Here is a 12350-nt window from a genome sequence, read left to right as displayed (position 1 = left end):
CCGGGAGGCGCCCGGTACCTCTGGGAGGGACGCGTGACGCCATCGTGGCCGGTGCATCGTGGGCCGCTGGGCGGTGCCGATGTCCGGTAACCGCACCGGCCGGCCCTCCGCTCCGCGCGCCACCGGGCGCCCCGCAGTCTCCAGCCCGCCGGGTGACAACCCCGTGCGCCGTCTCTACACGAGTGCGCGCCGTGCCTGGGACCGGCCGCTGACCGCGTACTACCTGATCCTCGGCAGCAGCATGCTGATCACCGTGCTGGGGATCGTGATGGTGTACTCGGCCTCCCAGATCACGGCGCTGCAACTGTCGCTGCCGGGGACGTACTTCTTCCGGAAGCAGTTCCTGGCGGCCGTGCTGGGCACGGTACTGCTCCTGCTCGCCTCACGGATGCCGTCCAAGCTGCACCGCGCGCTGGCGTATCCGATGCTCCTGGGCTCGGTCTTCCTGATGGTCCTGGTGCAGATCCCGGGGATAGGGGTGGCGGTGAACGGCAACCAGAACTGGATCTCCATCGGCGGCCCGTTCCAGCTCCAGCCCAGCGAGTTCGGCAAGCTCGCGCTCGTGCTGTGGGGCGCCGATCTACTCGCCCGCAAACAGGACAAGCGGCTGCTCACCCAGTGGAAGCACATGCTGGTGCCGCTCGTGCCGGTGGCCTTCATGCTGCTCGGACTGATCATGCTCGGCGGCGACATGGGCACGGCGATCATCCTCACCGCGATCCTGTTCGGGCTGCTCTGGCTGGCCGGAGCCCCCACGCGGCTCTTCGCGGGTGTACTGGCCATCGCCGGGACGATCGGTCTGATGCTGATCACGACCAGCCCGAACCGTATGGCGCGGCTGGGCTGCATCGGCGCCACCGAGCCCGGACCGAACGACACCTGCTGGCAGGCCGTGCACGGAATCTACGCCCTCGCCTCCGGCGGAATTTTCGGTTCCGGCCTCGGCGCGAGCGTAGAGAAATGGGGCCAACTCCCCGAAGCGCACACCGACTTCATCTTCGCCGTCACCGGTGAGGAACTGGGCCTGGCGGGGACGCTGTCGGTACTCGCCCTCTTCGCGGCTCTAGGCTATGCGGGTATCCGCGTGGCCGGACGCACGGAGGACCCCTTCGTGAGGTACGCCGCGGGAGGCGTGACCACCTGGATCACGGCCCAGGCCGTGATCAACATCGGTGCGGTGCTCGGTCTGCTGCCGATCGCCGGAGTCCCGCTCCCGCTGTTCTCCTACGGGGGTTCCGCTTTGCTGCCGACCATGTTCGCCATCGGGCTCCTGATCGCCTTCGCGCGGGAGGATCCCGCTGCGCGGGCGGCGCTTGCGATGCGACAACCACGCTTTGGTAGAAAGCGGGCTGGAGGTTCCGGAACCAGTCGGAGACCTCGGAGCTGGAACACGATGCGACGGCGTGCCTCGGCGCGTTCGTCCGGAGAGCGGTGAATTTCGGTGCATGTCGTACTCGCCGGTGGAGGGACCGCCGGCCACATCGAGCCCGCGCTCGCCCTCGCGGACGCCCTGCGCAGGCAGGACCCGACCGTGGGCATCACGGCCCTGGGCACGGAGCGCGGACTCGAGACCCGGCTCGTACCCGAGCGGGGCTATGAACTCGCGCTGATCCCCGCCGTCCCGCTGCCCCGCAAGCCCACCCCCGAGCTGATCACCGTCCCCGGACGGCTGCGCGGCACGATCAAGGCGGCCGAGCAGATCCTGGAGCGCACCAAGGCCGACGCCGTCGTCGGCTTCGGCGGCTATGTCGCCCTGCCCGGCTACCTCGCGGCCAAGCGCCTCGGCGTCCCGATCGTCATCCACGAGGCCAACGCGCGGCCCGGACTGGCCAACAAGATCGGTTCGCGGTACGCGGCCCAGGTCGCCGTGTCCTCTCCGGACAGCAAGCTCCGCGGAGCCCGCTACATCGGCATCCCGCTGCGCCGCACCATCGCCACGCTCGACCGTGCCGCCGTACGCCCCGAGGCCCGCGCCGCCTTCGGTCTCGACCCTGCCCTGCCGACCCTGCTGGTCTCCGGCGGCTCGCAGGGCGCCCGCCGCCTCAACGAGGTGGTCCAGCAGGTCGCCCCGTACCTCCAGCAGGCCGGCATCCAGGTCCTGCACGCGGTCGGCCCCAAGAACGAACTGCCGCACGTCCAGCAGATGCCGGGGATGCCCCCGTACATCCCGGTACCGTACGTGGACCGGATGGATCTCGCGTACGCCGCGGCCGACATGATGCTCTGCCGGGCGGGCGCGATGACCGTCGCCGAACTCGCCGCGGTGGGACTGCCCGCCGCGTACGTCCCGCTGCCGATCGGCAACGGCGAACAGCGGCTGAACGCCCAGCCGGTGGTCAAGGCAGGCGGCGGACTCCTCGTCGACGACGCGGAACTGACGCCCCAGTGGGTCCAGGCCAACGTCCTGCCCGTGCTCGCGGATCCACACCGGCTGTTCGAGATGTCCCGCGCCGCCTCGGAGTTCGGCCGCCGGGACGCCGACGAACTGCTCGTCGGGATGGTGTACGAGGCGATCGCGTCACGCCGTTAGCGCGTGGCAGAAGGCAGGGGAGCGTGGCCGGACCGACGACCGCAGAGCGAGGCGAACGACAGCGACCTCAGTCCGGCCCACCCCGTCCGCCCCGCCTCAGGAGGCTGCCCCGGCCTCGTACGCTTCTCGTGCTGCTCGTCTGCGTCGTGCTCCTTGCCGTGGGTGGCGTCTGGGTGCTCTACGGCTCGCAATGGATGCGGGTGGAGCGCGTATCGGCTTCGGGGATGCGGGTCCTGACGGACGAGCAAGTGCTCGCGGCGGCGGACGTTCCGGTCGGGTCGCCGTTGATTTCCATCGACACCGAGGCGATTGAGGCAAGACTGCGTCGGAAATTGCCCCGAATTGACTCGGTTGATGTCATCCGTTCCTGGCCCGACGAAATCGGGCTGAAAGTGAAAGAGCGCACTCCGGTTCTGATGGTGAAAAAAGGTGGAAACTTCGTAGAAGTGGACGCCAAGGGAGTGCGATACGCAACGGTATCGCGCGCCCCGAAGGGCGTGCCGGAACTGAAATTGACGGCGCCTCAGTCCTCCTCCGGAACCTCTCAGTCCGCGAGCCTGAGACGCTTCGGGACGGGCCGGCTGGTGCGCGAGGCGGTGCGCGTCGCGGGTGCGCTTCCGGCCGCCGTCGCACGCGAGACCCGAACGGTCAAGGTCCGTTCGTACGACTCCATCTCGCTTGAGTTGAGCGGAAACCGGACCGTCGCGTGGGGTAGTGCCGAGAAGGGCCGCGCGAAGGCCAGAACACTGACCGCTCTCATGAAAGCCGCATCCGGGGCACGGCACTTCGATGTCAGCGTTCCCACCGCCCCTGCGTCATCAGGGAGTTGACGCACATACGCGCAGGCCAGCACCCTGGTTGGGCAGCGCTACGGCTGATCACATAGGGTGAAAAGAAAAACGGGAGGTTCGGCGTGTTCGTTGAACGTGCGCCACTTGTCGACTTAGTGTCCTGTTCGGAAGAGTCCAGAGAACAGACACACTGGTAACCCTAAACTTCAGCGTTAGGGTTCGGGTCGGCGTTCGGACCGTCCCATTCGGCATCAGTCGTCGGATCGCGGGCCACCGCGAGGCGGCGACACGTAACTCGAGGCGAGAGGCCTTCGACGTGGCAGCACCGCAGAACTACCTCGCAGTCATCAAAGTCATCGGTGTCGGCGGCGGTGGTGTCAATGCCATCAACCGGATGATCGAGGTCGGTCTCAAGGGCGTCGAGTTCATCGCCATCAACACCGACGCGCAAGCTCTGTTGATGAGCGACGCCGACGTCAAGCTCGACGTCGGCCGTGAACTCACCCGCGGACTCGGCGCCGGAGCCAACCCGGCCGTCGGCCGCAAGGCCGCCGAGGACCACCGCGAGGAGATCGAGGAGGTCCTCAAGGGGGCCGACATGGTCTTCGTGACAGCCGGTGAAGGCGGCGGCACCGGCACCGGCGGCGCGCCCGTCGTGGCCAACATCGCCCGTTCCCTCGGCGCCCTCACCATCGGCGTGGTCACCCGCCCGTTCACATTCGAGGGCCGGCGCCGCGCCAACCAGGCGGAGGACGGCATCGCCGAGCTCCGCGAAGAGGTCGACACCCTCATCGTCATCCCGAACGACCGGCTGCTGTCCATCTCGGACCGCCAGGTCAGCGTGCTCGACGCCTTCAAGTCCGCCGACCAGGTGCTGCTCTCCGGTGTTCAGGGCATCACCGACCTCATCACCACCCCTGGTCTCATCAACCTCGACTTCGCCGACGTCAAGTCCGTGATGTCCGAAGCAGGTTCGGCGCTCATGGGCATCGGCTCGGCCCGCGGTGACGACCGTGCGGTGGCCGCCGCCGAGATGGCGATCTCCTCGCCGCTCCTGGAAGCCTCCATCGACGGCGCCCGAGGCGTCCTGCTCTCCATCTCCGGCGGCTCCGACCTCGGCCTGTTCGAGATCAACGAGGCCGCCCAGCTGGTGAGCGAGGCCGCACACCCCGAGGCCAACATCATCTTCGGCGCGGTGATCGACGACGCGCTGGGCGACGAGGTCCGGGTCACCGTCATCGCGGCCGGCTTCGACGGCGGGCAGCCCCCGTCCAAGCGGGACAACGTCCTCGGCTCCTCCGCCAAGCGCGAGGAGTCCACGCCGGTACGGCCCTCCGAGAGCCGCCCGTCCTTCGGCTCGCTCGGCAGCGTCACGCCGCGCGAGGAGACGCCGGAACCCGCCCCCGAGCCGGTGAACGAACTGCCGGTCTCCCCGCCGGTCCCGCCGTCGCGGACCTACTCCGACAGCGCGGCCGAAGAGCTGGACGTGCCGGACTTCCTCAAGTGATAGGACATCGCTCCGAAACGAGCACAGCGGGCGGCGCGCACTTCGCCTTCACCGACCGGTGGGGCGGGGTGAGCGCCGTTCCGTACGAGGAGCTCAACCTCGGCGGAGCGGTGGGCGACGACCCCGACGCCGTACGCACCAATCGCGAACTGGCCGCCAAGTCACTCGGCCTCGACCCGGGCCGGGTCGTCTGGATGAACCAGGTGCACGGGCCGGAGGTGGCAGTGGTCGACGAACCCTGGGGAGATCGTCCCGTGCCGCAGGTCGACGCCGTCGTCACCACCCGCCGCGGTCTCGCCCTCGCCGTCCTCACCGCCGACTGCACGCCCGTCCTGCTCGCCGACCCGGTCGCCGAAGTCGTGGCCGCCGCTCACGCGGGACGGCCCGGTATGGTCGCCGGGGTCGTGCCCGCGGCCGTCTCGGCGATGGTCGAACTCGGCGCGGAGCCGGGCCGGATCGTCGCCCGCACCGGCCCCGCCGTCTGCGGCCGCTGCTACGAAGTGCCGGAGGCGATGCGCGCCGAGGTCGCCGCCGTCGAGCCGGCGGCGTACGCCGAGACCAGTTGGGGCACTCCGGCGGTTGACGTGACCGCGGGAGTACACGCACAGCTGGAGCGGCTCGGGGTGCGCGACCGGGAGCAGTCGCCGGTGTGCACGCTCGAATCCGGCGACCACTTCTCGTACCGCCGCGATCGCACCACCGGTCGGCTCGCGGGCTATGTGTGGCTGGACTGATGGGGCATGACGGACCGTAAGGCGCAAATCGCCAGAAACCTCGCACAAGTTGAAGAACGCATCACGGCGGCCTGTGTGGCCGCGGGCCGCAAGCGCGAAGAGGTGACCCTGATCGTGGTCACCAAGACCTACCCCGCGAGCGATGTGCGGATCCTGTCGGAGCTCGGTGTACGTCACGTCGCCGAGAACCGGGACCAGGATGCGGCGCCCAAGGCCGCCGAGTGCTCGAATCTGCCCCTCACCTGGCACTTCGTCGGTCAGTTGCAGACCAATAAGGTGCGGTCCGTGGTCGGTTATGCGGGAATTGTGCAGTCGATCGACCGATCCCGGCTCGTTACGGCTCTGTCGAAGGAAGCGGTACGCGCCAGGCGCGAGGTGGGCTGCCTCATCCAGGTCGCGCTCGACGCGGACGAGAGCGGCCGGGGGGTGCGCGGGGGCGTGGGGCCGGACGGAGTCGAAGAGTTGGGTGAGCTTGTCGCCGAGGCTCCGGGGTTGCGACTTGACGGACTGATGACCGTCGCTCCGCTCACCGGACCGTACGCGGGGCGTGAACGGGCGGCCTTCGAGCGGCTGATGGATTTGTCGACTGACCTGCGCAGGGCTCATCCGGCTGCGAACATGGTCTCGGCAGGGATGAGTTCGGACCTCGAACAGGCCGTGGCGGTCGGAGCGACACATGTACGCGTCGGCACCGCGGTACTCGGCGTCCGTCCCGGGCTCGGGTAACGTCGCCAAGAAGTCGGACCACAGCAGAAAATATGGTCATTACCGCCGAAAGCGGGCATAACGACCTCGTGGATCGCGGGCACTTGGCAATAGTCAGCCGATCCACCACAGAGCGGAGGACTCAGAGCAATGGCCGGCGCGATGCGCAAGATGGCGGTCTACCTCGGCCTCGTGGAGGACGATGGGTACGACGGCAGGGGCTTCGACCCCGACGACGACTTCGAGCCCGAGCTTGATCCGGAGCCTGAGCGGGACCGCCGGCGGCACGAGCCGCCGCACCAGTCACACCAGTCGCATCAGTCCCAACGGGACGAATCGGTACGAGTGGTGCAGCCCCCCGTGCAGCGTGATCCCGTGTCACATTCCGCTTCGCTATCGGCGGAATCCGGGCGTCCGGCGCGAATCGCCCCCGTGGCGTCCATCACACAAGAACGTCAAAGCCTGGAGAAGAACGCACCGGTGATCATGCCCAAGGTCGTGTCGGAACGAGAGCCGTACCGGATCACCACACTGCACCCTCGGACCTACAACGAGGCCCGTACCATCGGGGAACACTTCCGTGAAGGCACCCCGGTGATCATGAACTTGACCGAGATGGATGACACCGATGCCAAGCGACTTGTCGACTTTGCTGCCGGTTTGGTGTTTGGTCTTCATGGGAGTATCGAGCGGGTGACGCAGAAGGTGTTTCTGTTGTCGCCTGCTAACGTCGATGTCACGGCGGAGGACAAGGCTCGCATCGCAGAGGGCGGGTTCTTCAACCAGAGCTGAGACGCAGGACCGGACAGAGTACGGAATCAGGGGAGAGGGAAGCGCGGATCATGAGCGTGGTCTTGGATGTTGTCTACATCGCGCTGATGTGTTTCCTCATCGTGCTGATCTTCCGGCTTGTCATGGACTACGTCTTCCAGTTCGCCCGCTCATGGCAACCCGGCAAGCCGATGGTGGTCGTTCTGGAGGCCACCTACACTGTCACGGATCCACCGCTCAAGCTTCTGCGGCGGTTCATCCCGCCGCTGCGTCTCGGGGGCGTGGCGCTCGACCTGTCCTTCTTCGTACTGATGATCATCGTCTACATCCTGATCTCCGTTGTGAGCCGGCTGTGAACGATACGGTCTTGCCGAACGCCGACGATGCCGACGACTACGTTGAGGTGAAGAGATGCCGTTGACCCCCGAGGACGTGCGGAACAAGCAGTTCACGACCGTCCGCCTCCGAGAAGGCTATGACGAGGACGAGGTCGATGCCTTCCTCGACGAGGTCGAAGCCGAACTGACTCGCTTGCTCCGCGAGAACGAGGACCTGCGCGCCAAGCTGGCCGCCGCCACGCGTGCCGCCGCGCAGAACCAGCAGCAGGGCATGCGCAAGCCGCCCGAACCCCAGGATCAGGGGCAACAGGGGCCGCCGCAGGGCATGCGCGGTCCGGGTTCTCCTGTGCCCGCCGGTATATCGGGCCCGCCGCAGCAGCAGATGGGTGGCCCCATGGGTGGTCCGCCCCAGCTGCCGAGCGGTGCACCGCAGCTGCCCGCGGGCCCCAGCGGGCAGGGCGGTCCGCAGGGTCCCGGCCAGATGGGTCAGGGTCCGATGGGCCAGGGTCCCGGCCCGATGCAGGGGCAGCTGCCGCAGCAGATGGGTGGCCCGATGGGCGGTCCCATGGGTGGCCCGATGGGCGGTCCCCCGCAGCAAATGGGCGGCCACGGCCAGGGCGGTCCGGGTGGCGACAGCGCGGCCCGCGTGCTCTCGCTGGCTCAGCAGACCGCCGACCAGGCGATCGCTGAGGCGCGTTCCGAGGCCAACAAGATCGTCGGTGAGGCACGCAGCCGTGCCGAGGGCCTGGAGCGGGACGCCCGTGCCAAGGCGGACGCCCTGGAGCGGGACGCGCAGGAGAAGCACCGCGTCGCGATGGGCTCCCTGGAGTCCGCTCGCGCCACGCTGGAGCGCAAGGTCGAGGACCTGCGCGGCTTCGAGCGCGAGTACCGTACGCGGCTGAAGTCCTACCTCGAGTCCCAGCTGCGTCAGCTGGAGACCCAGGCGGACGACTCGCTGGCTCCGCCGCGCCAGCCCGCGACCGCCTCGCTGCCGTCGTCGTCGCCGTCCATGGCGCCGGCCGGTGCGAGCGCGCCGTCGTACGGCGGCAACCAGTCGATGGGCGGTGGCCCGGCCCCCGCTGGTCCGTCCTACGGCGGCCAGCAGCAGATGTCGCCGGCCATGACCCAGCCGATGGCGCCGGTGCGGCCGCAGGGCCCGTCGCCGATGGGCCAGGCTCCCTCGCCGATGCGTGGGTTCCTGATTGACGAGGACGACAACTGACGGCCTCTAGTACGCCTTAGGCGTCGGCAGCGTTCAGGGCGAGGCCCCCGGATTTCCGGGGGCCTCGCCCTTTTGTCTCGCGCTTTTGTGCTGACCCTGCGAGCGTCTGTACGTGGGTACGCAACGCCGAAGGCCCGGGCCCACCGAGGAAGTTCGGTGGGCCCGGGCCGCTGTGCGTGCCGTGCGTGCCGTGCGTGCTTACGCCTTGCGGAGGCGGAACGTCAGCGACAGCGACTCGTCCGTGAACGGGGTGCCGTAGGTGTCGTCCGCCTCGCAGGAGCCGCTGTGCTCATTCAAGAAGGCCGTGGCGAGGACCTCGTCCGCGATGAGGCCGGAGTGCTCGGTGAGGGCCGCGGTGACCTTCGGGTCCGTGGAGGTCCAGCGCAGGGCGATGCGGTCGGCCACGTCGAGGCCGCTGTTCTTGCGGGCCTCCTGGATCAGGCGGATCGCGTCACGGGCCAGGCCCGCCTGGCGCAGTTCCTCGGTGATCTCCAGGTCGAGGGCGACCGTCGCGCCGGAGTCCGAGGCGACGGACCAGCCCTCGCGCGGGGTCTCCGTGATGATGACCTCGTCCGGGGCGAGCGTCACGGTCTCGCCGTCGACCTCCACCGAGGCCGTGCCCTCGCGCAGGGCCAGGGACAGCGCGGCCGCGTCCGCGTTCGCGACGGCCTTGGCCACGTCCTGGACGCGCTTGCCGAACCGCTTGCCCAGTGCACGGAAGTTGGCCTTGGCGGTCGTGTCGACCAGCGAGCCGCCCACCTCGCTCAGCGACGCCAGCGAGGAGACGTTCAGCTCCTCCGTGATCTGCGCGTGCAGTTCGGGGTCGAGCGCTTCGAACCCGCTCGCCGCGACCAGCGCGCGCGACAGCGGCTGACGCGTCTTCACGCCCGACTCCGCGCGCGTGGCACGGCCCAGCTCCACAAGACGGCGTACGAGCACCATCTGCTTCGACAGCTCCGGATCGATGACGGACAGGTCCGCCTCCGGCCAGGACGACAGATGTACGGACTCGGGGGCGCCCGGCGCCACCGGCACCACCAGGTCCTGCCAGACCCGCTCGGTGATGAAGGGAGTCAGCGGGGCCATCAGGCGCGTGACCGTCTCGACGACCTCGTGCAGGGTGCGCAGTGCCGCCTTGTCGCCCTGCCAGAAGCGGCGACGGGAGCGGCGTACGTACCAGTTGGACAGGTCGTCGACGAACGCCGACAGGAGCTTTCCGGCGCGCTGGGTGTCGTACGCCTCCAGGGACTGGGTCACCTGGTCGGTGAGCGCGTGGAGTTCGGAAAGGAGCCAGCGGTCCAAAACCGGGCGGTCGGCCGGAGCCGGGTCGGCCTCGCTGGGCGCCCAGTCGGACGTACGGGCGTACAGCGCCTGGAAGGCGACCGTGTTCCAGTACGTCAGGAGCGTCTTGCGGACGACCTCCTGGATCGTGCCGTGGCCGACGCGGCGAGCCGCCCAGGGGGAGCCGCCGGCCGCCATGAACCAGCGGACCGCGTCCGCCCCGTGCTGGTCCATCAGCGGGATCGGCGGGAGCATGTTGCCCAGGTGCTTGGACATCTTGCGGCCGTCCTCGGCGAGGATGTGGCCCAGACAGACGACGTTCTCGTACGAGGACTTGTCGAAGACCAGCGTGCCGACGGCCATCAGCGTGTAGAACCAGCCACGCGTCTGGTCGATGGCCTCGCAGATGAACTGCGCCGGGTAGCGCTGCTCGAAGAGCTCCTTGTTCTTGTACGGGTAGCCCCACTGCGCGAACGGCATCGAACCCGAGTCGTACCAGGCGTCGATGACCTCCGGCACGCGTGTGGCCGGCTGTCCGCAGCCGCCCTGCGGGCAGGGGAAGGTGACCTCGTCGATGAACGGGCGGTGCGGGTCGAGGTTCGACTGGTCCGTACCGGTCAGCTCGGTCAGCTCGGCCCGGGAGCCCACGCAGGTGAGGTGGTCGTCCTCGCAGCGCCAGACGGGCAGCGGCGTGCCCCAGTAGCGGTTGCGGGACAGGGCCCAGTCGATGTTGTTGTTCAGCCAGTCGCCGTAGCGGCCGTGCTTGACCGTCTCCGGGAACCAGTTGGTCTTCTCGTTCTCCTGCAGGAGGCGGTCCTTGACGGCCGTGGTGCGGATGTACCAGGACGGCTGCGCGTAGTAGAGGAGCGCGGTGTGGCAGCGCCAGCAGTGCGGGTAGCTGTGCTCGTACGGGATGTGCCGGAAGAGCCGGCCGCGGGCCTCGAGGTCGGCGACGAGCTTTTCGTCCGCCTTCTTGAAGAAGACGCCGCCCACAAGGGGGACGTCCTCCTCGAACGTGCCGTCCGGACGGACCGGGTTCACTACCGGCAGCCCGTAGGCACGGCACACCTTGAGGTCGTCCTCACCGAAAGCGGGGGACTGGTGGACCAGACCCGTACCATCCTCGGTCGTGACGTATTCGGCGTTCACCACGAAGTGGGCCTGTTCCCCGGCGGGGAACTCAACGAGCTCGAACGGACGTTGATAGGTCCAGCGCTCCATTTCGGCGCCGGTGAACGTCTGGCCGGTGGGCTCCCAGCCCTCGCCGAGGGCCTTCTCCACGAGGGGCTGCGCGACGACGAGCTTCTCTGCGCCATCTGCGCCATCTGTGCCGTTCGTCGCGACCACGTACGTGACGTCGGGGTGCGCGGCGACGGCCGTGTTGGAGACCAGGGTCCAGGGCGTCGTCGTCCAGACCAGGAGCGCGGCCTCGCCCGCGAGGGGACCGGAGGTGAGCGGGAAACGGACGAACACCGAGGGATCGACGACCGTCTCGTAGCCCTGCGCCAGCTCGTGGTCCGACAGGCCCGTGCCGCAGCGCGGACACCAGGGAGCCACGCGGTGGTCCTGGACCAGCAGGCCCTTGTTGAAGATCTCCTTGAGCGACCACCAGACCGACTCGACGTACTCCGGGTCCATCGTGCGGTACGGGTCGCTGAGGTCGGTCCAGTACCCCATGCGGTTCGTGAGCTCTTCGAAGGCGTCGGTGTGGCGGGTCACGGACTCCCGGCACTTGGCGTTGAACTCGGCGATGCCGTACGCCTCGATGTCCTTCTTGCCGTTGAAGCCGAGCTCCTTCTCCACCGCCAGCTCCACCGGCAGGCCGTGGCAGTCCCAGCCGGCCTTGCGCGCCACGTGGTAGCCGCGCATGGTGCGGAAGCGGGGGAAGACGTCCTTGAAGACGCGGGCTTCGATGTGGTGGGTGCCCGGCATGCCGTTGGCCGTGGGCGGGCCCTCGTAGAACACCCACTCCGGGCGGCCCTCGGACTGCTCCAGGCTCTTGGCGAAGATCTTCTGCTCACGCCAGAAGTCGAGCACTGCGTGCTCAAGGGCGGGCAGGTCAACCTGGGCGGGCACCTGGCGGTACTGCGTCGGTTTCATCGGCGAGCTTCCTCCGGCGGACTTTCTGCCTTCCGTCGGAGGGACGAGAGTCGTGTTGCCACCTACGCCGTGTGCGGCGCGCTCCCGCGGTACCACCCTCCTTGGCTCTCCGGTGCCCTGTGTGCTCCGGCGAGCCCCCTCATTGGGGTCGCGATGCCGGGTCTACTCGCCGCTGCTGGGGTGCGGCTTTCTTCCGGCGGCTCCGGGGTGATCTTCACGTCGCGCTCGCCCCCGGGCTCGCACCGTCCCCGGGTCGCTCATGGCTGCGTACGTCGCTACTCGTCCCCATCCACGCTTTTCGCTCCGCCCAGTGTACGGCGCCGGACAGACAGCGGCCGACCGGTTTTCCGGGACCCGTGGGCAGGGGCTCA

General features: G+C 68.6%; 10 protein-coding genes. 9 read left to right on the top strand and 1 reads right to left on the bottom strand.

What is annotated here, in order from left to right; translation table 11 throughout:
• Nucleotides 1–79 precede the first annotated feature (79 nt).
• From ftsW to ACFYO0_RS21050, 9 genes are all read left to right on the top strand, one after another.
• Nucleotides 80–1435: a putative lipid II flippase FtsW gene (ftsW, locus tag ACFYO0_RS21090; RefSeq protein ID WP_388678012.1), complete on the top strand. Its 1356-nt coding sequence runs from the start codon at nt 80–82 to the stop codon at nt 1433–1435.
• A 6-nt stretch (nt 1436–1441) separates the two neighbouring features.
• Nucleotides 1442–2530 (top strand): undecaprenyldiphospho-muramoylpentapeptide beta-N-acetylglucosaminyltransferase, encoded by a 1089-nt coding sequence (gene murG, locus ACFYO0_RS21085; protein ID WP_388678009.1) that lies wholly within the window; start codon nt 1442–1444, stop codon nt 2528–2530.
• A 23-nt stretch (nt 2531–2553) separates the two neighbouring features.
• The gene (locus ACFYO0_RS21080) at nt 2554–3360 is read left to right on the top strand and encodes a cell division protein FtsQ/DivIB (RefSeq protein WP_388678006.1); all 807 of its coding nucleotides are present in this window, start codon (nt 2554–2556) and stop codon (nt 3358–3360) included.
• A gap of 277 nt (nt 3361–3637) precedes the next feature.
• Nucleotides 3638–4828, top strand: coding sequence for a cell division protein FtsZ (ftsZ, locus tag ACFYO0_RS21075; protein ID WP_388678003.1), 1191 nt, complete (start codon nt 3638–3640; stop codon nt 4826–4828).
• Complete coding sequence (pgeF, locus tag ACFYO0_RS21070; RefSeq protein WP_388678000.1) at nt 4825–5562, top strand: peptidoglycan editing factor PgeF; 738 nt, start codon at nt 4825–4827, stop codon at nt 5560–5562. The genes ftsZ and pgeF overlap by 4 nt, the downstream gene beginning before the upstream one ends.
• A gap of 6 nt (nt 5563–5568) precedes the next feature.
• Nucleotides 5569–6288: a YggS family pyridoxal phosphate-dependent enzyme gene (locus ACFYO0_RS21065; protein WP_388677997.1), complete on the top strand. Its 720-nt coding sequence runs from the start codon at nt 5569–5571 to the stop codon at nt 6286–6288.
• Between the two features lie 129 nt (nt 6289–6417).
• Nucleotides 6418–7059: a cell division protein SepF gene (locus ACFYO0_RS21060; protein ID WP_386345910.1), complete on the top strand. Its 642-nt coding sequence runs from the start codon at nt 6418–6420 to the stop codon at nt 7057–7059.
• Between the two features lie 50 nt (nt 7060–7109).
• On the top strand, nt 7110–7394 hold the full coding sequence (locus ACFYO0_RS21055) for a YggT family protein (protein ID WP_386345908.1): 285 nt from the start codon (nt 7110–7112) through the stop codon (nt 7392–7394).
• 55 nt (nt 7395–7449) lie between these two features.
• Nucleotides 7450–8598, top strand: a complete 1149-nt coding sequence (locus ACFYO0_RS21050; protein WP_388677993.1) for a DivIVA domain-containing protein — start codon at nt 7450–7452, stop codon at nt 8596–8598.
• Between the two features lie 198 nt (nt 8599–8796).
• On the opposite strand, the gene ileS is transcribed toward ACFYO0_RS21050, so the two are convergent.
• Nucleotides 8797–11979, bottom strand: a complete 3183-nt coding sequence (gene ileS / locus ACFYO0_RS21045) for an isoleucine--tRNA ligase (protein ID WP_388677990.1) — start codon at nt 11977–11979, stop codon at nt 8797–8799.
• Nucleotides 11980–12350: the final 371 nt, after the last annotated feature.

Origin of the sequence: Streptomyces sp. NPDC006365 (assembly GCF_042870755.1) — a bacterium.
GTDB classification, from domain to species: Bacteria; Actinomycetota; Actinomycetes; order Streptomycetales; family Streptomycetaceae; genus Streptomyces; species Streptomyces xiangluensis.
Note: the sequence above shows the minus strand (reverse complement) of the source record. Positions and strands in the feature narration are given on the sequence as shown.

What these genes read in the sequence shown, in the direction of transcription:
- ileS (WP_388677990.1), bottom strand. Translation starts at nt 11,979, where the DNA reads ATGAAACCGACGCAGTACCGCCAGGTGCCCGCCCAGGTTGACCTGCCC.
- ACFYO0_RS21050 (WP_388677993.1), top strand. Translation starts at nt 7,450, where the DNA reads ATGCCGTTGACCCCCGAGGACGTGCGGAACAAGCAGTTCACGACCGTC.
- ACFYO0_RS21055 (WP_386345908.1), top strand. Translation starts at nt 7,110, where the DNA reads ATGAGCGTGGTCTTGGATGTTGTCTACATCGCGCTGATGTGTTTCCTC.
- ftsW (WP_388678012.1), top strand. Translation starts at nt 80, where the DNA reads ATGTCCGGTAACCGCACCGGCCGGCCCTCCGCTCCGCGCGCCACCGGG.
- ACFYO0_RS21065 (WP_388677997.1), top strand. Translation starts at nt 5,569, where the DNA reads ATGACGGACCGTAAGGCGCAAATCGCCAGAAACCTCGCACAAGTTGAA.
- ACFYO0_RS21060 (WP_386345910.1), top strand. Translation starts at nt 6,418, where the DNA reads ATGGCCGGCGCGATGCGCAAGATGGCGGTCTACCTCGGCCTCGTGGAG.